This is a genomic window from Nostoc sp. (assembly GCF_036917355.1).
GTDB lineage: Bacteria > Cyanobacteriota > Cyanobacteriia > Cyanobacteriales > Nostocaceae > Nostoc.
Genome location: NZ_JBALDP010000012.1, coordinates 43,443 through 69,042, shown reverse-complemented (window position 1 = coordinate 69,042; position 25,600 = coordinate 43,443). Strand labels below are relative to the sequence as shown.

Genomic DNA, 25,600 nt, shown 5'->3' with positions numbered 1-25,600 from the left:
ACGATCAATTATTAATGCAATTACTAAAACCAGAAAATAAGAAAAATAGCCCCTTACCGTTGTTGGCAGTAGGAACGTTTGGTTTACATCTATTTACCTTGCTGTTACTAATATTTCACGGGTCTATGTTACAACAGTTAGGTCGACAACTCACACCTCAAAGTTTAGTGCAACTTGTTGATGGTCATTCTATAACGGTAGACCCCCAACCCAATTTAGAGCGGCAACCAGAGACGATTCGGCGCTTTGTAGGTGAAACTATGAGTTTAATGCTTACCTGGTCACAACAACAGCCGCCAACACAAGTCTGGGAAATTACCTCCCAACTAGTAGCTGATGATTTTAAAGAAAAACTTAAGTCAGAAATTACTAATTTAAATCCAGATAGCCAATTTGAAAATGTTAATAGAGGAGCGGAGAATGTCTTAGTAATCCAAAAAGTTTCTCAACCTAAAGAAATAAGTAATGGAAAGTGGAAAGTAGAAATACTTGCCAATCAATTAATTTTTAACAGTTATGATAAATTAGGGAAATCAGTTTCTTTTAATAAACAAATTTTAGTTCGAGCAATAGATCGACCTGTAACTTCACTACCAAATGCAGCATTACCGTCGCAGTTTGCAGCTTACCGCCTTGGAGAAGCCAGATTAGAAATTTATAATATATGTGAAATTAAAGATAATAATTGTTCTGGAAATCCAAACAAGGCTCTACCATGACTCGATACTCAATTCCTGCCCAAACGCCTCCTCAAAATGGATTTACTCTAACTACCGACGATCGCCAACCAGAAGTAGAATCTGTAGATTGGGAATCGCGGATGTCAAGGTTAGTCGGCTTTGAAGAAGATTCTTCTAGTGACACCGAAGGATCGGAAGACTCTGCAACGCCGCCAGAGCCACTTTCTCAACCACAAGAAGTTCAGACTAAGCAAGCACTCTCATCTAATCCCTTCGCCAAGTTAGGCTTGGTAGGGGCTGCTACCTTAGCAATCGTTTTGGTGGGTGGTGTGTTTTTGTCTCAATTGATGAGTAGCAGCAATCAAAAGCCAAAAAATATTGTTTCTCCACCAGTGCAAGAGCAGCCTACTGATGAATCCATATCTCAACAGATGGAAGGCCAAATAGATACTCTCAAAACGAAATTAGCTCTGACTGAACAAGCACAGATGGTGAAAGCTGCCCAACAACAGCTGAGAATTGCCAAATCAACGCCGACAGCAGCCTTACAACAACCATCAGTTAGACAGAAAGTGATCCCAACACCCCCACCAACAGCTTATGTTCCTCGGACAGTGACAGTTGAGCGAGTCATTAGAGTACCTGCTTCTCAACCTTCGCTATCACCCCAGCCACCAATTTTGAACCCCACTCAACCAGTAGTTAATGTAACTCCACCACCTCCACCAAGCCCATTTGAAGAGTGGGCAAGGTTAGCAAAGTTAGGTAGCTACGGTCAAGTCAATCCTAGCAATCAACCTACTAGTAACATAGCTACTTTGGAACCTGCAAACAATCTGCAGCCGCAGCAAGAGGCAAGAAACCCCAATCCCGACTCCAATCCCGACTCCAATCCCGAACAAACCTCACAAACCCCACAACAGGACAATCCTGCGGTCAGTCAAGCCCAACCGCAGGGACAGAAATCTGTAGCAGTTGGGAGTAGTGCCAAAGCTGTGTTAGCGACAGCAATCTTTGGAGAAACTACTAATAAGTCAGGTGGTGGTGGTGATGCAGATGAAGCGAAAAACGTATTTGTAATCCGATTGAAAGAACCACTAAAATCTACCGATGGTGCGATCGCTCTACCCGCAAACACCGAATTCTTAGCTGAAATTGGTTCGCTCTCCGAACAAGGTCTTTTGCAGATGAACGTAGTCAAAGTTATCTCGCAAAATAATGGCAACCCTACAGAACGAAGCTTACCCAACAATGCAATTATTCTTCGCGGTACCCAAGGTAAACCTTTAATTGCAAATAAATATCCGGGTCAAAGTTCGTCTATAGCCTCAATGGATGCAGGACTATTCGTTTTGGGAGGTATTGCTAAAGCAGCAGAGTTAGTAAATCGCCCTGATACCAAACTCGTGCCATATTCTATAACATCAACATCTTCCAACCCTACCGAAAACGACCCAAACAATACCAACACCAACACCTCCAGTGGCCTTGTTAGTGAAACTGACAATAGACGCAATCTTGCAGCTGCGGTTCTGGAAGGTGGTATGAACTCTGTAGTACCCCAAATTGCCCAACGTAATCAACAGGCGATCGCCCAAATGTCTCAACAAGGTGGTGTTTGGTTTTTGCCAGCAGGCACAAATATTGAAATATACGTTAATCAACCAACTCAATTTTAAGGGGTAGGATTTATACCAATTTTAGATATTTGCAACCATGAAAACGAATATTAAACTGTCAGGAAATAACCCAAAGCGTTCTTATTTCCTACCTATAGCTTCCTTAATTTTCTCGGTTGCTATGTTATTGTTGGTAGGTCGCGCCGTAGCTAATAACGCCGTTCTGCGTTCCATCTTTTCCTGCCAAGCACAAGGTTTAGGGGGACTAGTACCTACGGTCGACGTTTGGTATCAACAAGGAACAAACTTAAGTTTTATTCCCGCTGGAGAAATAATTAAAAAAGTTTGGTTAAATGACCCATCACAGGTAACTATGGATTTTGATGGGCCAGTATGTATGCAGTTTGGTCAAGAAACTAATAGTAGTTCAGGAGATTGTAAAAACTCCTCAGCAAATGTAATTCAACTCAGACGAATTCACAAACTGGATATACCTGGACTTCCTCCCACTAGCAATACACTTTTAACAGTTGTTACCGAAGCGCAAGGTAAAAACAAGTTGTATACTTTTCGAGTGATATATAAAACAGATAATCCTGAATATCACACCTTAGCAATTTTTCCCGATCCTTCTGGTCAGGAAGGAGCTTGTGCGAGAGTTTTACAATAAAGTTCTAGTAAAATTACCCGATAGCCACAGAGGTTTCCCTTCGAGAAAAAGCGTTGATGCCTACGTATGTCTGCATTGTGGGCGATCAAAAGCCCTGCTTATAAAAAAGGGTTAGGGAAGATTTAAGTCTTTGGACAGTTTTTTTTCTTTACATAGCACGGTTAAGATAACGTGTGGGCTAGTAATGTAGTGCAATCAATTGAAAAACGCTATAACTTAACAGATTTAACTGACTCAGGCATTTTTAGCCTACATCTTTATAAATCTTCAGACAAAAACTAACCACAATTTCCAAAATTGTGTAAATATAAAGAAAAGCTTAAGAGGTTACAGACTCATGGTGACAGCGAAAATGATGCAACAGCTTTGGGCTGTAATCGAGTCTACTCAGGTCAATACCCTGCTTCAGTTTGACGATGCTGCTTTAGTACAATTGCTTCTTCAGCAGTTAAAAGCGAAGCAGGGGCTTGATGCTCAGTCAGATAGCACTCTCAATACTTATATAAAATCTAAACTGCCCCTAATTCGGGATACGGCTGAAGGTCGATTATCTTGAGGGCAAGGTGACAATCATTAGTCCGAAAAATCAAATGATTGCTCGTTGCCAAGCATACGCTCAGAGTTGAAACAGTGGAATATTATGAATAACTGGCTAGTAATTGCCCTAGTAGCTTATCTAATTGGAGCAGCGATTGAAGGGGTGAGTACAGCCAGTCAGCTATCTCATTCAATGCCAGAACTAGCTAAAAACACACAAGCTCATTCTTCCGAGTCTGAAACTGAGTCTAGTTCAAGTTGGCGAGTTGTGGCCGCCATCGCCTCAGTCAGTATTTGTGGAGCTTTTTTGTGGCCTTGCCGCCTTTTCCACCGTTTAATTAAAGGCAACGTTCGTTCGTAAGCCTAAAACATTAATACTGGAAGAAGCTCTCCTCTTCTGAGAGAAGAGTTTCGAGTTTGGCTCCCGATTACCTATTCATGCAGTTTGTTCGGGTTCTGTCGCTACAGGTTGCCCAATTTTCGGCTCCGTTCCCGCAAACAGTCGCTCAATATTAGCGCGATGGCGCAAAATCACATACAACCCACCGGCAATCCCAAACAGAATATAGGGTAAGGGTTGATGCAAAAATACCATGAAAATGGAAACTGCGATCGCACCTGCAATTGAACTTAAAGAGACAATCCGCGATATCGCCACAACGACAGCAAATACACCCGCTGTTGCTAAACCTACCTGCCAACTCATTGCCAACAAAATCCCCAAGCTGATAGCAACAGATTTACCACCAGTAAAACCCAAAAAAATTGATTTACTATGTCCCAGAATGGCAGCTAACCCAGATATTGTTACCACCCACGGTTGCCACATTTGTACATCTACCGTTTGAGGGATATAATTTTTAATTGGTTCAAAGTTGAACAACCAATAAACTAGAGCGATCGCTAATACTCCCTTTAAGGAATCAAGTACTAAAACCAATGCTCCTGGCCCTTTGCCCAAGGTTCTTAGTACATTAGTTGCACCAGTGGAACCGGAACCAACTGCCCGAATATCAATACCTTTTAACTGCTTCACAGCAATGTAGCCAGTGGGAAAAGAACCCAGCAGGTAAGCTATGACCACAATTGCTCCGCACAGAGTTAACCAAATAGCCATAATAAAATTCAAAATGACGCTCGAAGACTCGCTGACGCTACGCTAACAAAATTTAAAAAAGTCAAGAGTAATACCTCTTGACCAATGACTAATGACTAATGACTCATTTAAAAGTCATCATCATAGTTTCTCATCATTTTGGGGTCAGGAGCAAAGGCTAACCACAGGGGAAATTGCAGCAGTGACAAACTGATTTGTTCTTCTGAATCGTCAATGATAATTAAAGGCAGTTGATTGGCTTTCGTCAATCGGTCTGCTTTTTGAGCAAGAGCGTCAGATGCCTCAAACAATACCACACCCCGGTCTGGGCCGAAATCTGGGCGACCGATTCCTAGACAATCTTGCAATCCGCGCCGCCATTCACCTAATCGCTCCGGTGTATTAGCTAAGACTAAGGTACGGACGCGATCGCCATACAGCTTGTGTAATATCGAAATTGCAGCTGAAGCAATCAGAATATTTTGTAAGCGGCTACCCATTGTCCGCAAACCACCCCGTCCTCCTTGGGTAAAAAACCAGTTTGAGATTCGTTCAGCGTGGATTGGTTCAAAGGTACGGCGTAGTTGCCACGGTGGGCCGTAATAATCTGGTTTATTGCGGTACTGGTCGATTAGGCGGCGAATTTGCTTTGTCGTATCTTGAAATTGCTGTTGGGCAAATTGGGGTATTCCAGATTGGGGTTCAGCTGGTTTAGCCTCTTTTACAGGTGGTTTTTCTGGTTCCACCACACTTGGCGTTAGTTGCAACTGCTCGGCGGCAGAGGCCAAATCCTGTAAGCTACCCGTGAGATAGTCTTTAAAACCCTGCACTCGAATTGCCAAGTCTTGGGATGCACCAGCAAAAGTGGTTCGCATCTCATTGCGGATACGTTCTTGACGGCGTTCTAATTGTTCTACAGAAATTTGCAGCGTTTGTTTGCGTTGTTCTAACTGCACCAGCGACTCTTGCACGAGTCGCCCTAGTGAGGTTTGAGTTTCACTCACCTGTGTCTGAAGGTTTTCGTAAGAAGCTTGCAGCTTGGCTATTTCTGCCTTGAGAGCTGCTTCAGCACTCTGCAACTCTGCCACTCGCTGCTCTGCTTCTACATATAATGAATGATTTCCCGATCCTATTTCAGACCCCAGGGCGACATTTTCCGCTTCTAACTGTGCTACAAACTCGCCATTTGAATTTTCTGTTAGCTCTACTGTAGAATCTACCACTTCTGCATTGGAAATGAGTGGCTCAAAATTTGTGTAGTCCTCTGATGAGCTAATGGCTTTTGTGTCTACCACTGACTCAACTGATGGATTTACTGGATGTTCAACTGCATTGTTATCTTCTGGTTTTTCTGTCAACTGCTCATCAATTGGTTCTGGGGTTTGAGATGCCTCTGGGTTCATAAACAATAGTGTAATTCCTATGACGCGAATAAATAGCTTTCAGAAATATTACAATTGACCTGCCATAAAAGTCCTGAGCATGAGTGCTGAGTTCTGAGTCTATATCAAAACGACTCAGCACAGATGGCATTCAGCACTAAATACGCGGACAACGTTGTTCTAAACAAGTTTTCAAGGTGTTGGGGTCAAATAAAATCGGCAAAAAGTGAATACTTTTTATTTCTTTAAAGTAAAACAAAATGGGGACTCTATTCCAAAAGATCCGCCAGTTTTGCCATTCCTGGTAGGGAAAGCGTCGAATCAATTTTTCCCCTCTGTAAATATCTAAGTCGGTAGCGGTAAATTGCAAACGCAGCGTTAACGCCTGAAACATGAGAAACAAACCAAACAGCGTGAAAACGGAGCCTACCCAAGGTTGTACCAACAGTAGTGGAATCGCGGCAATCACCAAAACGATGGGTATATTGTAACTAGGCTTGAGTTCCACAGTTGATGTGGAGTTAGAAGCAAATGAACTGGTCACAGTCTTAAATCCTGCTTTGTTTAGTAGGCATCTCTCCTATTTTAGGAGTCAGGGTCAGGAGTTAGAAGTTAAGAGTTAGGAGTTATGAGTTAAAACTCCTCACTCATAACTCCTCACTTCTAACTTCTATAGTCCTATGAATGCACTGCCAGTCCCCTGAAACATTAACCAAGAAAGAAAGAAGTTGCTAACAAATATAATCAGCAAGGCAGTCACAACAGCTGTTGTAGTTGACTGTCCTACACCTTTGGCACCTCCTGTTGTCGTCAACCCCCAACTGCAACCAATTACAGCGATTAAAATGCCAAAACAACAGGCTTTAATCATGGCGCTAAAAATATCCCAGAGACCAAGAAAGTTACGGGCTGAGTCTAGAAATACCGTATCAGACAGGTTGTAGATATTGGTCGCAATGATAAATCCTCCGAACATCCCTGTCACCAAAGACAGAAGGGTTAAAATTGGTAGCATGAAACAGCAAGCAAGAACGCGGGGGATAACCAGGTAATCAATTGGATCTGTTCTCAACATCAACATGGCATCAATTTGTTCTGAGACTCGCATGGTACCGATTTCTGCGGCAAAAGCAGAACCGACTCGTCCGGCCAAAATCACTGCTGTTAACACAGGAGTGAGTTCTCGTGTCAACGCTACAGAAAGGACTCCGCCAATAATGTTTCCGGCGCCAAAGTTGATGAATTCTCGCGCCACCTGAATGGTAAACACTGCGCCAACGAAAATAGCCGTCAATAGGGCAATAAACAAGGAATCTGGCCCAACTGCTGCCATTTGTTCTAAGGTGTTGCGCCGATGGATTTTGCCTCTCAATAGGTGAACTAGTACTTGCCCACCCAGAAAAATCGCCGCCAGCAGCCGCTGACTCCATTCCCCTAAACTGGATTTGGATGTAGTCTGGTTCAATGTTCTGTAGCTAACTCGGTAACTGCCTTAAGAATAGCGGAAGTCATGGGAATGGGGAATGGGGAATGGGGAATGGGGAATGGGGAATGGGGAATGGGGAATGGGGAATGGGGAATGGGGAATGGGGAATTGATTATTTATTATCCTCTGCCCCCCAACAAGGCTGAATATTAACTTAGATTAAAGATGTTCTCAGAAAATTAAGCTATTATCAAACGTGCTGCAAAGCCATAAATAAGTAGTAACCTTGGCTATAACCTCCATTTTATAAGGTTTTTGGAGATTTAAGTCGCTTTTTGTATCCCCAGCATGGGCTGTAACTACTAGCCGTTTATTTTAATGAAAACTTAAGATTTTTGACAGATTCGCTGCTCTGGGGCGATCGCTCGTATTGTAGAAAATGACAAACCGCTATCTTGCTTTTGTCATCTCTACTCACGGAGTTTGTCTTAAATGACTATTTTTACTAACTTTCTCCGCTCCCTACTACTCACAATCATTTTTAGTTTTGTCCTTCCCATGTTCCTCGTTGGCGGCGGATTACTTTTTCTATCCCTCATCGGTAACATCCCTGGCTTACAAGAGTTAAGCGAGGCGATCGCAACTCAGATTATGCATTTTCTCGCCACCTTCGGCAGTGGAACTCCCCTACGCGGATTATTTGTAATTAGCTTGACCTTTAGTTTCGTTGGCGCACTGTTTGATATGTTCGTATATTATCGGTATCAAATTTTACGTATAGATTCTTGAGTAGGGGAATCGCTTCATCAGGAGATTACTGGCTATAGAAGACAGAAAAAAGTGATATTTCCCAGATTGAAAGTACTACTAGTCTTAACCTAAATAGAGATTAGTGTTTCTGAATGAATTTGTATTAATTAAATTGAGTGTCGAAGTAATTGATTAAATATTTATATATTCATTAGTTATTAGTGATTAATTACTGACAACTAGTAAACGTGTGCGACCTTAGTAAAACCAGTCCTCAAACATTCAAAAAGCCAGAATAACAAGGCATTGAGAGCTTTTAATTTTTCAAAATAGCTAAAATAGTCTTTCTAAATCATCAGGTTAACGCTAAACTAGAGTTTGGCATTTTATGCTAGCTGTAATCTTTGAGGATTTGATTAGTATTAATTGAGAATATCAAATAAAACTCACTGAAAAATATAAAAATTTCCTTAAAATTCTGACGATCGCAATGCCTACTCATGTTTCTTAACAGGGAAAGCAGGTCGTCTGAGCGTTGGGGATCTTATATTGAATTTATTACGAGGTATGTTTACAGCTCATGGTTTGGCCGTTTAAGCCCAAGTTTAGAAAACAAATTGCGCGGATTGAAATTACTGGTGCGATCGCCAGTGCTACTCGCAAACGCGTCCTAGAAGCCCTGAAAACTGTAGAAGAAAAAAAGTTTCCGGCATTATTGCTACGTATTGATAGCCCTGGCGGTACAGTCGGAGATTCTCAAGAAATCTACAGTGCCCTGAAGCGTTTGCGCGAAAAAATCAAAATCGTCGCTAGCTTTGGCAATATTTCGGCTTCTGGAGGAGTCTACATCGGTGTGGGAGCCGAATACATCGTTGCCAACCCAGGTACGATTACGGGTAGCATTGGTGTGATTCTGCGTGGGAATAACTTGGAACGCTTGCTAGAAAAAATCGGTGTTTCCTTCCAGGTAATTAAGTCTGGCCCTTACAAAGACATTTTGGCTTTCGATCGGCAATTGACCGAACCAGAAGAACACATCCTGCAAGAGTTGATTGATACAAGTTATCAGCAGTTTGTCCAAACGGTAGCTGATGGCCGTTCTTTAACGGTGGAAGCTGTGAAAAGTTTCGCCGATGGTCGAATTTTTACTGGGCAGCAAGCCCTAGCCTTGGGTGTTGTAGACCGCCTGGGCACAGAAGAAGATGCCCGTCGTTGGACAGCAGAACTGGTTGGTCTAGATCCAGACAAAACTCTCTGCTATACCCTAGAAGAACGTAAACCTTTATTGAGTCGCTTTATACCAGGGAGTCGTCAGTTCTCATCAGGAATTGGGGCTGGTATTGATTGGCTCGAATTTGAAATGTCTACTAGTGGTTTACCTCTGTGGTTATATCGACCATAAATGGTTGTTTGTCATTGGTCATTTGTCCTTTGTCCTTTGTTCAGAGTCAAATAACCAATGACCAATAACTAGTGACTAATGACTAATTAAGGAGGATTTTGGCGTGGACTGGCAAATGCGGGCTATTCGCGGAGCAACAACCGCTTCAGAAAATACTGTTGAGACAATCCGAGAAGTGGTTACAGAACTACTAGATGAACTGGAAAACCGGAATCAATTCCAGCCGACGGATATCATTAGTGTGACTTTCTCAGTGACACGCGATTTGGATGCAGTTTTTCCAGCTGCGATCGCAAGAGCGCGTCCTGGTTGGGATAATGTGGCTATGTTGGATGTGCAGCAAATGCACGTCGAAGGCAGCTTACAGCGCTGCATTCGCTTCTTAATCCACGCTTATCTGCCAGCCTCCGCCTCAATTCATCATATCTATTTACGCAACGCCGCAAGCTTGCGTCCCGACTGGAGTTTGCCTCAGACTTTACAAGCATCACAGCAAGCAGTTAAGTCAAAAGTGTAAAGTTAGAAATAGTACGGCTATCATAAATATCTTTGACTATTTCCTCAGCAGTACGTTCATCTTCCCAAGGGCCAAGCCTTTCCATAAACGTGTCTAGTGGATGCAATTTTGGCTGCTGGTCAGATGAGAAAATAATTTCGTTCGCTATCAGTTGATTTGCTTCTGGGACTCCTAATTTTTTGGTTTCCTCTTTAGCTATAACCATAATTTGCATCAAGGTTATCGCCTGACGCAGAACATCACTTTTATTTGTGCCTATTTTATTTGCTAGTTCGTCTAATATCTGATTTAGTTCAGGTGACAAATATAAGTTTAAGCGAACCATCTTTTGAGTGTTAGTCATGGTTCCATCCTTGTGTAAAATCTTAAGTACATGAAAAAATTTGATGATTTGCAGAATAGGCTATAGTTCTAAGTCTTCATCAAATATTAATTCAATGTCTCTTGCAGCATGAATGACTCGTAGAATATCGAATATCAATTGCTGATTCAGTGATGCGATAAAAGATGAGATATTTTTGAAATCCTTTGATAGATATTTGCCGAATTCCTGCTAGATTGGGATGGATAAACTGACATTGTTTGCCAATAGTTGGGGTTTTTGCTAATTGTTTAAATGTTGCTTCGGCTGCTGTTAAAAAGCGGTCTGAAACATTTAAGTTATCTTGTGCTATGTACGTTGCTAAGTCTATTAAGTCCCGGATAACTTGAGGTCTTTTTTTTATTTCAAACATCACGGCTAAATTGCATCTTGATGTTTGTTCAGTCTTTGTCGGATTGTTTGACGGATATCTTCCCAATCTTGAACAGTCATTTCTGTTGCATTACCTGAGTTTAATCCTTCCAGAAGCATTGTTTCTAGACGTTCTTTAGCTCTCTGTTTTTGGTCTTGTCGCACTAATTCACGAAAATATTCGCTGACACTGCTGTAACCACCTTGAGCTACCTGTTCTTCTATATAAGTTCGCATGGTGTCAGGTAAGGAAATATTTATACTTTTCACAAGTGTTAATTTTTGAATCTGTTTTTCTACATCATGGCAGTTTTTGCCATTTTATGCCATTGCACAGAAAATTCTATTTAGGATGAGTAGATAGTCGCTTCTTGTTAGATTTTTATGCTATATGGGCATATTGTAATTATCCAGCAAATAGCATTAAAAGAGGATAAACAGTATGTTGACTATACAGTGGCAAGAAGAAATCGCATCGCTACAGCAAAGCTTAAGACGTGAAATCACCAAAATATCAGGTGGTTCGGACATTAATGTAATTAAGCATATTTGCATCAATAACTTAAAATCTAAGCTAGAACGATTAGAAGAAATTGATAAAATTCTGAGTATAGAAAAATATAAAATTGTTTTTATAGGTACTATTGGGCAAGGTAAAACGACCGCTATTTGTCATCTTTTTAATTTAATAAGTGACTTCAAGGTTTCCAAAACTATTAATGGCAAACCTAGAGATGTAATCGAAACAAAAGAGTTACTATCAACTGGAGCAGGCAGAACTACTATATGTGAAGTAATTATCAAAGCGGCTGATAAAACTTATATAGAGATAGAGCCTTATACAGTTGATGAGATGGAGAACCTTATCTTTGAATTTTGCGATTACATTGCCAATAAAGAAAATCCTCAATCTGAACAGAGAATAATTATTTCAGAAGAGATTCAGAGAGCCATTAGGAATGTTATAGAACTGAAAAAAATTACTAAATCAGTTCCCGACGGTGAAAAAACAAAATCTATTACCTTGGATAAAGCTAAGGAATTATTTGATGAAGCAGGAATAGAGGTATTGAAAAAGACTGCATTGAATAATGCCAATCTAGAATCAAGAACTTACACTAAAATTGAGTTCGATAATGAAAGTAAAGAGCAAGATTGGATAAAAAATAACTTTGCTGATATTAATAATGCCCGCTTGAAAGACTTTGCTATTCCAAGAAAAATTTATCTTTATGTAAGCCATGACGTTTTGTCTGGATCAAACTTATCTCAGTTCGATTCCGTTGTTGATACTAAAGGACTTGATGAGAATCCAATCCGTAAAGACTTGCAGAAATATATTGACAGTCAGGATAGTATCTGTCTTTTTGTAACCCCCTTTAGTGCTGCTCCTGAAGCTAATATTACAAAATTAATAGGTTATCATTTGACATCAAAATCCAAAGAATTTCATCATAGATTTGTTACTTTGGTGTTACCACACAAAGGCGAGCCTGAAAAAGTAACTGACTCTGATGGAGATAGGGAATTAGGAATAAAAATTAGACAGGATCAAGTTCACTCTACATTCAGAAATTTAAATTTAGAATTCTTCCAAGAAAATATTTTGTTCTACGATTCTTTGCGATACTACCGTGATGATATAGTCAAAGTATATGAAGAATATAACGAAGAGGTGCAGGAAGATAAAAATGACTTAATTAGAGCTATAACGGATGTAATAGAACGTAGAAAAAATATTGTGTTGGACGAAATAAAAAATATTCGAGAAAGCTTTAGAAACATCAAAAATGGTGAGGCTTTGACAGTATCAGAAATCAAAGCGATTGAAAATGCAATTCAGAAGATAGAAAACATACGAGAGTTACGTAACAGAGTAGGTAGTTTTGTTTATGAAGGTTCTCCTGAAAAAGAAGAAAGCTTTAGCTTGATTGATCAGTATCTTCAATACTATCGCACTACCCATAAAGCGTGGAACACTAAACACGCTATCCATAGGAATTTTGGTTACTATGAACCAAGAGATATAGATATATATTATGATGCGAAAGTTGTTGCTGAGGGAATAGGCGAAAATGAAATGTTGAAAAAATTCACTAGAGAAGTCAAGCAGGAATTAGAGAATATATTGTGTGAGCTTACTTCTGCAAATGAATCTTTAAAGACTCTAATTCCTGAATTAATACAAGAGTTTCATTCATTATATGACGAGTTTATATACAATGTAGGGACAGAAATTCAAGACGAACTCACAAGAAAGTTATTACCTCAAAGTGAAGATTCTAAATTTTGGAATGCGCTAATTGCTGAGAAAGGCAAAGAAAAGCGCAGCAAGGGAGAAACATATACAGATAATGTATGTGCGATATTTAAGCGAGAACTTACATCTGAGATAAATTTGAATAAATTTTACCAGAGTAAAGCTGAAGAACATTGGAAAGAATTAGTTAATAAAATTCTAAGCTTCTTTGGACAAAAATAGAAAATTTTGCTATGTCACAGTTAACACACAGCTTAGAGCGCAATTATATTGCGCTTCTAAAAAATTGTATCCACCATTAGTTAATTCTAATAAAATAGTGATGACATATTTAAATGAAGAAATACAGAAAAAACTAGATATATATATTAAAAAATATAACCACCAACATATAAAATGTTTAATTAGGGGTATAGAAATACCAATTAATGGCAGACCAGAAGAGTTGGTGAGGCAAATATTTCTTCATTTCCTTATTAAAGAAAGTACATTGTTGTCAGAAAAAATCAATATTAAGGTTGAAGCCAATAATCATGATATAGAAATATATAAAAAACAAACAAATGAAAACTTCAAACCACATCAAAGTCCTTTAATAATTGTGGAAGTAAAACGAGAAGATGTGAACTTGCAAAATCACTATAATCAAATACAAAGATATTTAACAAATTCTGGTTGCAATATTGGAATCTTATATAATTATCATGAAATTATTATTGTTTTTAAAAAATATAATCAATTTGAAATTTATTATCCCAAAAATTTGATAGACATACAAGAATTGATTTTACAGGCAAATAGCAGTATTGATGATGATTTATTAGAATTTGTCCATGCTCAAAATGGAAACATTGAAAGTTTTATTTATCTTATTAATAAGTATGGGGAATATACTAATCATACAGTAGATTTTAAATTGAAACATCAAATATCCCCAATAGAAGGATATTTATTTAATGTAGAAGAAAATAAAATTTTTTATAAGATATGTGGTCAAAATTCTAAAAAACTACAAAATTTTGATTGCCAAGATTTTGAAAAATTAATTTCTATCATTTATTAAAAAAACCACAGATGCACACCAATATTTATCTGCGTTCATCTGCGGTTAATTATTCAAATCTTAATTTTAATGAACTAATGCGATCGCACGTTTTGTTAACGCTTCAGCAGTCAATCCATTAAATGCCATCAACTCACCAGCACTAGCTGTAGTTTCGCCACGTTTCCAAGCAAAGGTGTCGCGCTTGGCTGTACTCCGTAACAGAATTGGTTCCAGCATCCCCGCAGCACCACCAGTAACGGCAATTAACGCATCGCCATCAAATAATTCGGCAAATTTTGCATCATCCAAGAAACCGCCTTCGGGTTCAGAACAGGTATCCCATGCAGTATCATGGCTACGGTACAATTGCCGAGGATTGATAACAGAAATTATCTTCGCACCAATACCTTCAGTTTCTAAGAAAGCAGCAGCTTCAAATACTGGCATTAATGTCATATCGCCAATTACAGCAAATACAACTTGCTTATCACCAGCAACTTCATGTAATAGCACCGCACCATCGCGCAACCCTTGATGAGTTTGTTCTAAAGTTGTGCGAATTGGCAATGGCGATTTACTAGCTGTAATCACAATTCCCTTATTCTTAGTTTTCAATGCCCAGTCATAACAAGCTTGAATACTATTAGCATCAGGCGGAAATAATGGGAAAACATTACCATTTCGCATCAACGAAGCAAAGTAAGCTTCAATTTCAGGACGTTGGTGAGTCCAACCGTTACGCCCTTGCTCTAATGCGCCTGCTGTGAATAAAGTAATAGTCGAAGGAGTTTGACGGCGCAATTCTGCCATTGCTTGGGTTACAGTTTGCCAAATTGGTAATCCGTTGATGGCAAAAGATTCGTAAGAACACCACAAAGTTCTCGCGCCCATTAACGCCAAACCCGCAGCTAAACCGGCACAAGCATCTTCACTCAATGGTTCATAAACTTGTCCATTTGGCGCTTGGTTGTATAAGTCGTCGGTTGTGGGGTGGATAATCTTTAACGCTTGGTTGATATTAGCAATTCCAGATGCTTCGTTACCATCGGCATTGGTGACAAGGAAATTCCGATCTTTATTTCCAACTATTCCTACCAATCGTCCCATTGCGGTTGTGGAAACTTTTGGTTCGCCACCGACTGCATATTCTTCTAAAGGTAATTCGCCTAATTCTGGCAATGGGAATTCAAATTCTGTCACCACAGTTTTTGCTGCTGGGCCACCACCGGCACGTTCGGCATTTGTTCTGACTAATTGCCAAGCTTCTGCTGACAAAGCACGGGTTTGCAATGCACTAATAATATGTGGCGCGTCCAACGTATCTTTAGGATACAAGTTGTGAGATTTTGCACCCCGCGCGTGGACTCCTGCACCTTTGAGTTGTTTAATAATGAAGACGGTAAGTTTACCACCCAGTGCCGATCGCGCTGCTTTATCTACACCCGAAAGTACTGCTTGAGTAAATTCTAGGCGTTTCTCAAAAGAAAAGGCGGTGCTATCAACGTAATCCCCTGGTTGGTTTTGATCGTCGAAATCTTTGGCATCCACTAATACCACTTCATCAAAACCGTTACCTTGCCAATATGCTTGCATCTGTTCGTTGGTTTTGAGAGAAACCATGCTGTGATGTTCTTGGCTGTAACCGTTCCACACCAACACTGGTAAGAAGTTGGTGACAGCAGGATAAGCAGTATGGAAATGTGCGATCGCACTTACAATATAAGGCTCACCCAATCCACCATCCCCAACTGTAAAGGGGAATAATTTATCTTTATGTAACAGTGCAGCCGCCATTGCAAAGTGTTGCCCTTGTCCCAAAGGCCCCGCAGGTGCGAGAATACCGGGAATGAAACCAGAAAGGTGTCCTAAAAGTCCGTGCTTTTCTCGAAAGCGATCGCGCAATTGTTGGACTGTAAAAATTCCCATGTCTTCTAGCGAACGATCCAAGAACATGGCACTATAAAATCCGGGGGCGTGGTGTCCGACTTCGGTAATAATGTTCTTGTATCCCAGCATGACAAGAGATGCGTAAGCTTCTGCTTGGCTGGCGAATCCGCCGGGATGCCCAGAAGCCTTACTACCGGTAACTTGCAAAGTCAGGTAGCGTAAGGCATCGGCAGTAAGTAAAGTTTGATATACTGCTGCTTTATCTGTGGTCGATGCGATCGCGGTTTTGCCCGACTCAATAGCAGGTGTTGCACCATAAGTTTCAAAATCTGGTAGTGCTTCACCAAAATATTGAATTCCTTCAGAAAAATTGGGAAGCGCTGAAGATGCCTTTGCGGAGATTGCAGTCATGCTGAGTACCTTTTGACGATGAGGTGAAACTGTAGATGCTCGTTGAATTTAACCAAAATTTTACATCTTCGAGGTTGTAACAGTTTATTGCTTTTTTGCAACGTTAGAATAAGTACTTTAAATAGTTACGCAACCAAGATTTCAATTAGTTGAAGTAGCAAAAAAATATTTAGTAGGAAAAAGTTTATGAAATTCCCAAATGGGCCGCAAACTCCAGCAGTTGTACAGATGCTGCGCTGGGTTGTTAATCCGATGTCATTTATGGAGGCTTGTGCCAAAGACTATGGCGAGATTTTTACTCTCCGATTAGACAAAAATCTGCCTCCTATAGTGATTGTCAGCAACCCCCAAGCGCAACAGCAAATTTTGACAAATGATACCAAGGAATTGGAAGCACCTGGCGATCTGAATCAGCTGTTTGAACCTTTATTGGGCAAGCATTCTGTGATTACCATCAGCGGCGCAGAACACCAGCGCCAACGTCAGTTGTTAATGCCTCCATTTCATGGCGAAAGAATGCGGAACTATAGCCAGGTGATTACCGATGTCACCAAGCAAGTTATCAGCCAATACCAAATAGGTAAACGCTTTAATATTCGGTCTGCAACTCAAGCTATTACCTTACGGGTGATTATGCAAGCTGTATTTGGTCTATATGAAGGGCCTCGCGCCGAAAAACTCCAGCATTTTTTGGGCGATCTTTTAGAAAAGGCCAGTTCTCGCTTAAGTGTGGCTTTGCTTTATTTTCCAGGTTTACAAAGGGATTTTGGGCCAATTAACTTCTGGGGAAACCAGATGCGTCTTCAACAAGAAGCTGACCAACTCATCTATGAGGAAATTCGGGAACGTCGAGAACAACCAGATTCATCACGCACAGATATTCTTAGCTTACTCATGGCTGCTAGAGATGAAGCAGATCAACCCATGACTGATGAAGAGTTGCGCGATGAATTGATGACTCTGTTAGTCGCTGGTCACGAAACCACAGCAACAGCCTTGGCATGGGCATTATACTGGATTCACAAAATACCATCAGTGCGCCAAAAACTACTGCAAGAATTAGATAGCTTGGGCGACAACCCAGATCCCGGCACCGTTTTCAAGTTACCTTATCTCAACGCTGTTTGTTCCGAGACATTGCGGATTTACCCAGTAGCTATACTAACTTTGTCAAGGGTAGTCAGAACCCCGATATCGCTAGGTGGTTATGAACTAGAACCGGGTACAGTCGTACTTGGTTCAATTTATCTGACCCACCAACGGGAAGATATTTATCCAGAACCTAAGCAGTTTAAGCCAGAACGCTTTTTAGAACGGCAATTTTCTGCCTATGAATACTTACCCTTTGGCGGTGGTGCTAGGCGCTGTATTGGTCTAGCATTCGCCCAGTTGGAAATGAAGCTAGCACTTGCTCAAATCCTTTCTAGTAAGGAATTAGAACTAGTTAATAAAGGTGAAGTGCGACCTAAACGCCGTGGTTTGGTGACAGGCCCAGATCGTCCTATTGAGATGGTTGTTAAGAGTCAACGTCAGGTGAAGTCTCCCATTTTACAGACAACCACTGTTTGATGCTGGGGGGTTGATGGTTGCGTTCAGCAAATTTTCAACTTCCATCTATAGGATTTCTTGATTGAGTTCAATACAAACCTAAACCCCAACCCTTTCCCTATAAGGGAAGGAGAGTAAAATTCAAAGCCTCTCTCCTAGTTTGGAGTGAGGTCAAAATCTATTGCATATAAACAAGAAGTGCTATATCTATTTAGATAGATTTTAAACTTAATGAATAATTAATTAAAAGGGTTTGCGATCGCTGCATAACGATCGCAGTCTTATTTCTAAATCACAAATTACCTATACCCCAATATAGATTTCCTCTCCAGAATTAGCCTTTACAGTTACGAGTAAGAGGAAATTTAGGAGAATTAGTAATTCATGCCTGATGAACATCGGTTAGAAGAACAATTTCTATCCCAAGAAGCTGAAAAACAAATATCCGATCGGCTAAATGAAGTAGAACAAATAGAAATAGATGTAAAAACCGATCTGTTAAAAATACTTCAGGGACAGGCCGATGGAGTTGCGGTTGCAGGTCAAGGATTAGTCATTAAAGAAGACATTCGCGTACAGGAAATAAAACTGCAAACAGATAGTATAGCCATCAATCCCTTTAGCGCTCTTTTTGGTCAAATAGAACTTAATGAGCCAGTAAATACGATTATTCGCGTTCTACTCACAGAAGTAGATATTAACCGCGCCTTGACTTCAGAGTTTATTCTTAGCCAGATGCAAAACTTTGAGTTGAATGTAGATGGAGAAATTGTCAGTTTTGAGCCAGAAGAAATTCAGGTATTTTTACCTGGTGATGGCAAACTAGAATTTAGGGGAAAGGTACTGTTAAAGGAAAAGGGAAATACTCGCCCTTTAGCTTACACTGCGATCGCTCGTCCACGAACTCATTCACAACCCGCGATGCTGGAGGGTTTTAACTGCACTGAGGGAGAAGGGATTTCAATAGAATTAATTACAGCGTTCATGCAGAAAGCTAAAGAACTGATGAATATACCATCTTTTAAATGGGAGGATATAGCTTTTTCTATCAAAGATATAGAAGTACAAAAAGGTACTTTAATACTTATGTTAGAAGCTCAGATAAAGCAAATACCCTCATCAAGTTTAATCTCTCCTTAGTAGGATTGACACTAGTTAAAGATAATTTTTGTTACTGAGGGATGATGTAAATGTAATAAAAATTTTCTAACATTTGGAAAGTTACTGATTATTTCTAAATTCCAACTATGCAAGAGTATGATGTTGTCCTAATCGGTGCTGGACATAATGGGCTAGTTTGTGCAGCTTATTTGCTAAAAGCTGGTTATAGCGTTCTGTTACTAGAAAAGCGTTCCGTACCAGGTGGCGCAGCAACAACTGAAGAATGTTTACCCCAAGAAGCACCTGGATTTAAATTCAATTTGTGTGCTATCGATCATGAATTTATTCACTTAGGGCCAGTTGTTGAAGAATTAGAACTAGAAAAATACGGCTTGCATTATTTGGAGTGCGATCCAGTTGTTTTCTGTCCTCATCCTGATGGTAAGTATTTCTTAGGACATAAGTCAGTGGAAAAGACTTGTGCAGAAATCGCCCGTTACAACGAACGTGATGCCAAAAAATACGCAGAATTTGTAAATTTTTGGCAGCGATCGCTAGGTGCAATGATTCCCATGTTTAATGCACCGCCAAAATCAGTTATAGACATCCTTGGTAACTACGACATCACCAAACTGAAAGATTTAGTCTCAGTTATTGGTTCCCCTAACAAAACCCTGGACTTCATTCGCACAATGTTAACCAGCGCTGAAGATTTACTTAACGAGTGGTTTGATGAAGAATTTCTGAAAGCGCCATTAGCCAGACTATCATCAGAACTTGGTGCGCCGCCATCACAAAAAACCCTTGCCATTGGTGCAATTATGATGGCAATGCGTCATAATCCGGGGATGGCCAGACCTCGCGGCGGAACAGGCGCACTTGTACAAGCGTTGGTGAATTTAGTCACAAGTAAAGGTGGCGTTATTCTTACAGACCAGCATGTTGAAAAAGTTTTAATTGATGATGGCAAAGCTGTAGGTGTGCGGGTTGCTGGTGGTAAAGAATATCGCGCTAAATACGGGGTTATTTCTAATATTGATGCCAAGCGGTTGTTCTTACAAATGACAGATAAAAGCGATGTTAATGCAGCCGACCCAGATTTATGGGAAAGATTAGAACGCCGCATCGTTAACAACAACGAAACCATCCTCAAGATAGATTTAGCTTTAGACGAACCACTGCGCTTTCCACACCACGCTCACAAGGACGAATATCTCGTTGGTTCTATCTTGATTGCTGATTCTGTGGCTCATGTAGAACAGGCTCATAGTAAATGCACTTTAGGAGAAATTCCTGATGCTGACCCATCAATGTATTTAGTGATGCCTAGTTATTTAGATCCTACATTAGCACCACCAGGCAAGCACACCCTATGGATTGAGTTTTTTGCCCCTTATCAAATTGCTGGTGCAGAAGGCACTGGTTTAAAAGGAACTGGTTGGACGGATGAATTGAAAAACAAAGTTGCAGATCGGGTGATTGATAAATTGGCAGACTATGCACCCAATGTGAAAAATGCAACTATCGCTCGTCGGGTAGAAAGTCCAGCAGAACTAGGAGAAAGATTAGGTGCGTACAAAGGAAATTATTATCATGTTGACATGACTTTAGATCAAATGATATTTTTCCGTCCCTTGCCAGAAATAGCCAACTACAAAACGCCAATTGATAATCTATTTTTGACTGGTGCAGGAACTCATCCGGGTGGTTCGATTTCAGGAATGCCGGGACGCAATTGTGCGCGCGCATTTTTGCAGGCAAAACATCCCATTAGCCAAACTTTGAAGGATGCGCGGGATTCGATTAAGTCCACTGTCGAGTCAGTGTTTGGCATTAATTAAGCCTTGCACAGATAAAATAGAGTAATACATTCAGATAAACCCAAAATCCTCATGTAGAGACGCGATTTATCGCGTCTTTATTTATCAGGCAATCACAAAAATATCTGTATTAGTCATGGCTAGACCCATTCCTAGTTGAGCAACTTGGATTTGACCGGATGCGCCTGTACCATCAGCATCAAAGAATAAACCTCCTGTATTATTGTTGTAGATAAAGCGATCGCTGCTATCTTCTGCTAGCGAACCAATAAAAAATTGCGTGGCTTGAAGTATACCTTCACTAAGTCCACCTCCAAACCCTATTTTAGAAACATAAATTGTGTCATCTAAGGACGAAAAATCTGTAATGTTATCAATTCCTTCAGAAGGGGTATTAATAATAAAAACATCAGATCCAGTTCCTCCTGTTAGGGTATCATTACCTAAACCTCCAACGAAAGTATCGTTACCACTTCCCCCTATAAGGATGTCATTGCTATTTCCACCATTTAGCTGGTTATTACCAATTTCATTAATATTGGCTGTACCTGTGTTGAGATTTTCTTCACGGGTTGATAAAGGGGAGCTAAGAGTTGATGAAATGGTCAGAGGTAATATTGCACTATTAGCAACAGTGAGTAAAGTTCTAAATACCTTTTGGTTGCTGCTTAGACTCTCATCAAACTCTTGGATTGAATTAGCTGGATCTAGAAATGAAATAACATAGTAATTTCCAATTGGGATATTAGGAAACGCACCATTCCAAGTTGCTGTTCCCGAATTGAATGGATTAATCGAAGAAATAGTTGTATTACCAATTAAGTAATGAGAGCCAATACTATTAGTGACATTGGCATCAGTGGAAGCGTAAAAAGAAACCGAGAAATTACCTGTTGCAGCTGTACCATTGTTGCGAGGATAGACTGTGATGCTAAAATTTTCCCCATTTTTAATAGTGTTATTACTAAAACTTCCAAGAGTTGTGTTAAACCACACATCAGAGTCTACTAAATCAGCTTTGTCAGTGGGTTTGCGTGTAGTAGTGTCTTCGTCAATCCAGTTTTGAATCTCATTATATCGAGTGCTTGTAATTCGGGCGAACTCGTTGTAAAGCGGAGTTTGATTGCTGGTTGTCTCATTTGAAGCTACTCCATAAATAGTCGGTTTATTTGTGTTGGAATTATTAAGCCAGAGAGGGCCGCCACTATTTCCATTTACAATATCTAGCTGATTACTACGCAAGATTGAGTCAGTTGTACTTGTGATTTGTCCACTCTGAGTCCACATATCATAGTTATCAAACTTCCCATCGCTATTGGAATCAAACTTATCAGAAGGGTATCCAGTGACATTCATTAAAGTTCCACTGCTAAGATTATCGTCATATCCATAGTTAAACCAGCCAGTGAAGTTTCCAATATTGCGGTCAAGAGTAACCAATCCTATATCGTATTGAAAAGTTTCGCTTTTAGTTTGATCTCCTTGAGTCCATCCTTCAAAAGAACGTGTATAAACAGATTTGGCTTCACTATAGTATTCATAGTCAGCCCGATTTGTACCAGCAATAATATTTCCTTTAGAGCCAAGCATCACCTCAATTTTATCTGCCCAACCCCCATATCTCGTGTCATACACACAGTGTCCTGCTGTTAAAAAGTGGTAGGAATCAATCATGGCACCAGAACCGTTGATGATAATATCATCAGCAGTATCAATAACCCCATCTGGACCTTTCCAATGTACCCTTATCTTTCCTATAGCACTAAACGGAAAAGTTGTGGTGTTGCTAACTTTTGTCCGACCATCAGGGGAGAAAACAGACATAGTTTTAGATCCTTAATAGAAAATAATGGATACAAAATATACAAATTTAATGCCAGAAATTATTTCATGGCATTAGCAATACACTAGAAAATTATATTAAAAACATTTACTTTTACTACGTTTTCAATTAATATCAAACCAATAAAATGCCATATTTTTAATATAAATTATGTCTACGGTTTATCAATAATATAGAGTTGACTTTCTGTTTTGTCTTGAAGAAAAAATAAAACTAATTAATAGAGATAAAGGTTGTAAAAACTAGCGATTCTGATATTACATCCATCCTCATCCCTATAATCCTCGCTGATTTATACCGTCGGTATTGGCGGATTGAATAAGGTTTTTATCAGGGTGAATTACTACACGAGTACGATGTTTAGGACGAGTCCCAGCTAGGCAATATATATAGCAACACAAATAATTGTTTTTTGAGTAAAGTAGGTTCTAAGCGATTGCTTTATGTGTATTTATTATGATAATATTATACACTCTTGATTTTAATAAAGTTTTATGCATTGTCAACAAGACTCTTTAGGAAAATAAATATAAGTAAATTAATGGGTAAAAACTAGTGTATTTTGATAATACTCAAAAAACTAACAAATTTTAACATCATCTAATAATTTTTGTAGGTACAGCATGGTTTTTCGGTACTGCTTCGTTGCATCTGGCTTGATAGCTTTCTTGGCATTTGGCTGTAGTGGTGGGGCAAACTCATCGGCAGAAAATACTACACAGGTTGTCCAAGAAAGCAATGTAACCCAACTTTTCATAGAAGCGAAGGCTACGCAAAAAGCAGAAGATTACTTTCATCAAGGCAATAATTTATTAGATAGACAAAATTATGAAGATGCCATAAAAGCTTATGATAAAGCGATCGCCATCAAAGTTGAGAGTCCTGAAGCGTGGATTAACCGTGGCATAGCCTTAACATCGTTGCAACGCTACAAAGACGCTCTTGCATCTTACGATCGAGCGATCGCGATCAAACCTGACAAATATGAAGCTTGGTATAATCGTGGCATAGCCCTAACATCGTTGCAACGCTACCAAGATGCTTTTGCATCTTATAATAGAGCGATCGCCATCAAACCCAAGAAATATGAAGCCTTAATTAACCGAGGCATAGCTCTGACAAAGCTGCACCGCTACCAAGATGCGATCGCATCTTATAATAGAGCGATCGCCATCAAGCAAGATTTGCACCAAGCATATTACAATAAAGCTTGCTCTTATGCTTTACAAAGCAATCTGGAATTGGCAATTCAGAACCTTGACAAAGCAATTGAGCTTGTTCCTGATAAATACAAGAAGTTAGCAAAAACTGACCCAGACTTTAGCAAAGTGCGTAATGAAAAGCAGTTTCAGGAATTACTGCAATAAGATTTGATCGCCACCTCTCAGTGTAAAATATAAGCCTGCTGTAGAAAGTATTTTTTCTTGAGCGGTTTACGATTAAACATGAAAAAATTGTTAATCACCGGGGCAAGTGGTTTTTTAGGATGGCATCTTTGCCAGCTTGCCAAACAAGAATGGGATATTTATGGGACTTATTTATCCCATCCTTTAGAGATTCCTGGCATGAAAATTTTAAAAGCGAACTTAACAAATTTTCAGGAATTGAAACGTATCTTTAATGATGTCAAACCAGAAGCAGTTATTCATACTGCTGCACATTCGCAACCAAATTTTTGTCAAACAAACCCTAAAGAGTCGCACGCAATTAACGTCATCGCATCCTGCAATATTGCCGCACTTTGCGCGGATAACTCCATTCCTTGTGCTTTTACCTCAACCGACTTAGTTTTTGATGGCTTAAATGCCCCATATCAAGAAACAGATGCCGTGTGTCCTGTCAATCTTTACGGCGAGCAAAAAGCGATCGCAGAAGCAGATATGCTAGAAAGATATCCTATGACCGCAGTGTGTCGGATGCCCTTGATGTTTGGTGCAGCAACACCCACAGCTAAAAGCTTTATTCAGCCATTTATTGAGACTTTACAAGCCGAAGAAGAACTAAGTTTATTTATAGATGAATTTCGCACACCAGTAAGTGGAACAACTGCTGCCAAAGGACTTTTATTAGCATTAGAAAAAGTTAACGGCATCATTCACTTAGGCGGCAAAGAGCGGATTTCGCGTTATGATTTTGGACAGATATTAGTAGAAGTATTCCAACTTCCCGCTACCGGACTTAAATCCTGCCGACAACAAGATGTGAAAATGGCAGCACCTAGACCAACAGATGTTTCTTTAGATAGTTCTAAAGCATTTTCATTGGGGTATCAGCCTTTATCTGTAAGGGAAGAATTAGAGGCAATACAATTCAGTTAAGACTAAGTGTTAAAACTAAAAACAGGAATAGGCTATTTTGGAATGCGATTACCTCTGGTACACTACGCGTAGGCATCGCAACGGAAAAACCTGCTTTATTGAGAATTCAGTAATGTAATTGATAATTTAACCTTGAACGGACAAAATCACGTTACTCCCTTCTTTAGCAGTCAAGCGACGGTTTTCTCTCACTTTCTCGTCTCCTAAATGAGAATTATTACTGTAAAAGTGAAAATTTAATTTCGTGAAAGTCATATCTGATTGCATTCCACTCTTATTCAGGCTCATTACTATTTATTTAGATGTGCTTGCCCTATAGTTATCGGCTAATTTTTTAGTTAGCAAACTTACAATTAAATTTTATTTTTACCTTTGATTAAAGTTTGCTTAAACTCCTAATTTTAAAATGGGGTATCTCAAAACAATTTGGGCAGTTGTTTGCTTCTGATTGAAAAAGAGAAAAATATTGATTTCATAACTGGATCTAACAGTTAGAAATTTCAATTGGGAAAATAAGGAAGTTAGGTAAAAGCTATTTTTGTAGCTTGTAATTGC

25 protein-coding genes are annotated in these 25,600 nt (G+C 39.7%); 15 read left to right on the top strand and 10 right to left on the bottom strand.

Going from position 1 to position 25,600, the window contains the following annotated elements; genetic code table 11:
• The first annotated feature begins 14 nt into the window (after positions 1–14).
• The 5 genes from V7K53_RS03470 (at position 15) to V7K53_RS03450 (ending at position 3,867) form a co-directional block, all read left to right on the top strand.
• A complete protein-coding gene (locus V7K53_RS03470; RefSeq protein ID WP_335196251.1) occupies positions 15–719 on the top strand; it encodes a hypothetical protein in 705 nt (234 codons plus the stop codon).
• Entirely contained in the window at positions 716–2,359 is a 1,644-nt protein-coding gene (locus tag V7K53_RS03465) for a hypothetical protein (protein ID WP_335196250.1), read from the top strand. The genes V7K53_RS03470 and V7K53_RS03465 overlap by 4 nt, the downstream gene beginning before the upstream one ends.
• Before the next feature lie 37 nt (positions 2,360–2,396).
• Positions 2,397–2,969 (top strand): hypothetical protein, encoded by a 573-nt coding sequence (locus tag V7K53_RS03460; RefSeq protein ID WP_335196249.1) that lies wholly within the window; start codon positions 2,397–2,399, stop codon positions 2,967–2,969.
• A gap of 337 nt (positions 2,970–3,306) precedes the next feature.
• Entirely contained in the window at positions 3,307–3,525 is a 219-nt protein-coding gene (locus tag V7K53_RS03455; protein WP_094350677.1) for a hypothetical protein, read from the top strand.
• Between the two features lie 84 nt (positions 3,526–3,609).
• On the top strand, positions 3,610–3,867 hold the full coding sequence (locus tag V7K53_RS03450) for a hypothetical protein (RefSeq protein WP_335196248.1): 258 nt from the start codon (positions 3,610–3,612) through the stop codon (positions 3,865–3,867).
• Between the two features lie 75 nt (positions 3,868–3,942).
• Here the strand turns inward: V7K53_RS03450 and plsY are convergent, their stop codons facing one another.
• The 4 genes from plsY to V7K53_RS03430 all read right to left on the bottom strand — a co-directional run bounded on the left by plsY (position 3,943) and on the right by V7K53_RS03430 (position 7,449).
• Positions 3,943–4,623 (bottom strand): glycerol-3-phosphate 1-O-acyltransferase PlsY, encoded by a 681-nt coding sequence (gene plsY / locus V7K53_RS03445; RefSeq protein ID WP_335196247.1) that lies wholly within the window; start codon positions 4,621–4,623, stop codon positions 3,943–3,945.
• Between the two features lie 107 nt (positions 4,624–4,730).
• Entirely contained in the window at positions 4,731–6,005 is a 1,275-nt protein-coding gene (locus tag V7K53_RS03440) for a DUF3086 domain-containing protein (RefSeq protein ID WP_335196285.1), read from the bottom strand.
• 136 nt (positions 6,006–6,141) lie between these two features.
• On the bottom strand, positions 6,142–6,528 hold the full coding sequence (locus tag V7K53_RS03435; protein WP_104906734.1) for a DUF3119 family protein: 387 nt from the start codon (positions 6,526–6,528) through the stop codon (positions 6,142–6,144).
• A gap of 126 nt (positions 6,529–6,654) precedes the next feature.
• Entirely contained in the window at positions 6,655–7,449 is a 795-nt protein-coding gene (locus V7K53_RS03430; protein ID WP_292779885.1) for an MlaE family lipid ABC transporter permease subunit, read from the bottom strand.
• A 453-nt stretch (positions 7,450–7,902) separates the two neighbouring features.
• On the opposite strand from V7K53_RS03430, the gene V7K53_RS03425 reads away from it, so the two are divergent.
• The 3 genes from V7K53_RS03425 (at position 7,903) to aroH (ending at position 10,079) form a co-directional block, all read left to right on the top strand.
• Positions 7,903–8,199 (top strand): hypothetical protein, encoded by a 297-nt coding sequence (locus V7K53_RS03425; protein ID WP_335196246.1) that lies wholly within the window; start codon positions 7,903–7,905, stop codon positions 8,197–8,199.
• A 541-nt stretch (positions 8,200–8,740) separates the two neighbouring features.
• Positions 8,741–9,562, top strand: a complete 822-nt coding sequence (gene sppA / locus V7K53_RS03420; protein ID WP_335196245.1) for a signal peptide peptidase SppA — start codon at positions 8,741–8,743, stop codon at positions 9,560–9,562.
• 103 nt (positions 9,563–9,665) lie between these two features.
• Positions 9,666–10,079 carry a chorismate mutase gene (aroH, locus tag V7K53_RS03415; RefSeq protein WP_335196244.1) on the top strand — a complete coding sequence of 138 codons (414 nt, stop codon included), beginning with the start codon at positions 9,666–9,668 and terminating at the stop codon, positions 10,077–10,079.
• Here aroH and V7K53_RS03410 read toward each other — a convergent pair.
• From V7K53_RS03410 to V7K53_RS03400, 3 genes are all read right to left on the bottom strand, one after another.
• Positions 10,063–10,422 (bottom strand): CopG family transcriptional regulator, encoded by a 360-nt coding sequence (locus V7K53_RS03410; RefSeq protein WP_335196243.1) that lies wholly within the window; start codon positions 10,420–10,422, stop codon positions 10,063–10,065. The two genes, aroH and V7K53_RS03410, sit on opposite strands and share 17 nt — an antisense overlap.
• 91 nt (positions 10,423–10,513) lie before the next feature.
• Positions 10,514–10,813, bottom strand: a complete 300-nt coding sequence (locus tag V7K53_RS03405) for a type II toxin-antitoxin system RelE/ParE family toxin (protein WP_335196284.1) — start codon at positions 10,811–10,813, stop codon at positions 10,514–10,516.
• A 5-nt stretch (positions 10,814–10,818) separates the two neighbouring features.
• Positions 10,819–11,082 (bottom strand): type II toxin-antitoxin system ParD family antitoxin, encoded by a 264-nt coding sequence (locus tag V7K53_RS03400; RefSeq protein WP_335196242.1) that lies wholly within the window; start codon positions 11,080–11,082, stop codon positions 10,819–10,821.
• A gap of 172 nt (positions 11,083–11,254) precedes the next feature.
• On the opposite strand from V7K53_RS03400, the gene V7K53_RS03395 reads away from it, so the two are divergent.
• Positions 11,255–13,294 (top strand): hypothetical protein, encoded by a 2,040-nt coding sequence (locus V7K53_RS03395; RefSeq protein WP_335196241.1) that lies wholly within the window; start codon positions 11,255–11,257, stop codon positions 13,292–13,294.
• Between the two features lie 100 nt (positions 13,295–13,394).
• Entirely contained in the window at positions 13,395–14,135 is a 741-nt protein-coding gene (locus V7K53_RS03390) for a type I restriction enzyme HsdR N-terminal domain-containing protein (protein WP_335196240.1), read from the top strand.
• 66 nt (positions 14,136–14,201) lie between these two features.
• On the opposite strand, the gene V7K53_RS03385 is transcribed toward V7K53_RS03390, so the two are convergent.
• Entirely contained in the window at positions 14,202–16,415 is a 2,214-nt protein-coding gene (locus tag V7K53_RS03385; RefSeq protein ID WP_335196239.1) for a phosphoketolase, read from the bottom strand.
• A gap of 186 nt (positions 16,416–16,601) precedes the next feature.
• Here V7K53_RS03385 and V7K53_RS03380 point away from each other — a divergent pair, with 186 nt between their 5' ends.
• The 3 genes from V7K53_RS03380 to crtO all read left to right on the top strand — a co-directional run bounded on the left by V7K53_RS03380 (position 16,602) and on the right by crtO (position 20,905).
• Positions 16,602–17,984, top strand: coding sequence for a cytochrome P450 (locus V7K53_RS03380; protein ID WP_335196238.1), 1,383 nt, complete (start codon positions 16,602–16,604; stop codon positions 17,982–17,984).
• A 363-nt stretch (positions 17,985–18,347) separates the two neighbouring features.
• Entirely contained in the window at positions 18,348–19,103 is a 756-nt protein-coding gene (locus tag V7K53_RS03375; protein ID WP_335196237.1) for an LmeA family phospholipid-binding protein, read from the top strand.
• Positions 19,104–19,210: 107 nt separating this feature from the next.
• Positions 19,211–20,905: a beta-carotene ketolase CrtO gene (gene crtO, locus V7K53_RS03370; protein WP_335196236.1), complete on the top strand. Its 1,695-nt coding sequence runs from the start codon at positions 19,211–19,213 to the stop codon at positions 20,903–20,905.
• Between the two features lie 84 nt (positions 20,906–20,989).
• On the opposite strand, the gene V7K53_RS03365 is transcribed toward crtO, so the two are convergent.
• Entirely contained in the window at positions 20,990–22,708 is a 1,719-nt protein-coding gene (locus V7K53_RS03365; RefSeq protein ID WP_335196235.1) for a trypsin-like serine protease, read from the bottom strand.
• Between the two features lie 642 nt (positions 22,709–23,350).
• Here V7K53_RS03365 and V7K53_RS03360 point away from each other — a divergent pair.
• Positions 23,351–24,094 carry a tetratricopeptide repeat protein gene (locus tag V7K53_RS03360; protein WP_335196234.1) on the top strand — a complete coding sequence of 248 codons (744 nt, stop codon included), beginning with the start codon at positions 23,351–23,353 and terminating at the stop codon, positions 24,092–24,094.
• Positions 24,095–24,172: 78 nt separating this feature from the next.
• A complete protein-coding gene (locus tag V7K53_RS03355) occupies positions 24,173–25,045 on the top strand; it encodes an SDR family oxidoreductase (protein ID WP_335196233.1) in 873 nt (290 codons plus the stop codon).
• A gap of 126 nt (positions 25,046–25,171) precedes the next feature.
• On the opposite strand, the gene V7K53_RS03350 is transcribed toward V7K53_RS03355, so the two are convergent.
• Positions 25,172–25,333 (bottom strand): hypothetical protein, encoded by a 162-nt coding sequence (locus V7K53_RS03350; protein ID WP_335196232.1) that lies wholly within the window; start codon positions 25,331–25,333, stop codon positions 25,172–25,174.
• Positions 25,334–25,600 lie beyond the last annotated feature (267 nt).

Excerpts from the sequence above, each read along its gene's own strand:
- V7K53_RS03365 (WP_335196235.1), bottom strand. The coding sequence starts at position 22,708 with ATGTCTGTTTTCTCCCCTGATGGTCGGACAAAAGTTAGCAACACCACA.
- V7K53_RS03460 (WP_335196249.1), top strand. The coding sequence starts at position 2,397 with ATGAAAACGAATATTAAACTGTCAGGAAATAACCCAAAGCGTTCTTAT.
- V7K53_RS03405 (WP_335196284.1), bottom strand. The coding sequence starts at position 10,813 with ATGTTTGAAATAAAAAAAAGACCTCAAGTTATCCGGGACTTAATAGAC.
- sppA (WP_335196245.1), top strand. The coding sequence starts at position 8,741 with ATGGTTTGGCCGTTTAAGCCCAAGTTTAGAAAACAAATTGCGCGGATT.
- plsY (WP_335196247.1), bottom strand. The coding sequence starts at position 4,623 with ATGGCTATTTGGTTAACTCTGTGCGGAGCAATTGTGGTCATAGCTTAC.
- V7K53_RS03375 (WP_335196237.1), top strand. The coding sequence starts at position 18,348 with ATGCCTGATGAACATCGGTTAGAAGAACAATTTCTATCCCAAGAAGCT.
- V7K53_RS03355 (WP_335196233.1), top strand. The coding sequence starts at position 24,173 with ATGAAAAAATTGTTAATCACCGGGGCAAGTGGTTTTTTAGGATGGCAT.
- V7K53_RS03450 (WP_335196248.1), top strand. The coding sequence starts at position 3,610 with ATGAATAACTGGCTAGTAATTGCCCTAGTAGCTTATCTAATTGGAGCA.
- V7K53_RS03390 (WP_335196240.1), top strand. The coding sequence starts at position 13,395 with ATGACATATTTAAATGAAGAAATACAGAAAAAACTAGATATATATATT.
- V7K53_RS03440 (WP_335196285.1), bottom strand. The coding sequence starts at position 6,005 with ATGAACCCAGAGGCATCTCAAACCCCAGAACCAATTGATGAGCAGTTG.
- V7K53_RS03385 (WP_335196239.1), bottom strand. The coding sequence starts at position 16,415 with ATGACTGCAATCTCCGCAAAGGCATCTTCAGCGCTTCCCAATTTTTCT.
- crtO (WP_335196236.1), top strand. The coding sequence starts at position 19,211 with ATGCAAGAGTATGATGTTGTCCTAATCGGTGCTGGACATAATGGGCTA.
- V7K53_RS03455 (WP_094350677.1), top strand. The coding sequence starts at position 3,307 with ATGGTGACAGCGAAAATGATGCAACAGCTTTGGGCTGTAATCGAGTCT.
- V7K53_RS03360 (WP_335196234.1), top strand. The coding sequence starts at position 23,351 with ATGGTTTTTCGGTACTGCTTCGTTGCATCTGGCTTGATAGCTTTCTTG.
- V7K53_RS03410 (WP_335196243.1), bottom strand. The coding sequence starts at position 10,422 with ATGACTAACACTCAAAAGATGGTTCGCTTAAACTTATATTTGTCACCT.
- V7K53_RS03350 (WP_335196232.1), bottom strand. The coding sequence starts at position 25,333 with ATGAGCCTGAATAAGAGTGGAATGCAATCAGATATGACTTTCACGAAA.
- V7K53_RS03425 (WP_335196246.1), top strand. The coding sequence starts at position 7,903 with ATGACTATTTTTACTAACTTTCTCCGCTCCCTACTACTCACAATCATT.
- V7K53_RS03465 (WP_335196250.1), top strand. The coding sequence starts at position 716 with ATGACTCGATACTCAATTCCTGCCCAAACGCCTCCTCAAAATGGATTT.
- V7K53_RS03470 (WP_335196251.1), top strand. The coding sequence starts at position 15 with ATGCAATTACTAAAACCAGAAAATAAGAAAAATAGCCCCTTACCGTTG.
- V7K53_RS03395 (WP_335196241.1), top strand. The coding sequence starts at position 11,255 with ATGTTGACTATACAGTGGCAAGAAGAAATCGCATCGCTACAGCAAAGC.
- V7K53_RS03380 (WP_335196238.1), top strand. The coding sequence starts at position 16,602 with ATGAAATTCCCAAATGGGCCGCAAACTCCAGCAGTTGTACAGATGCTG.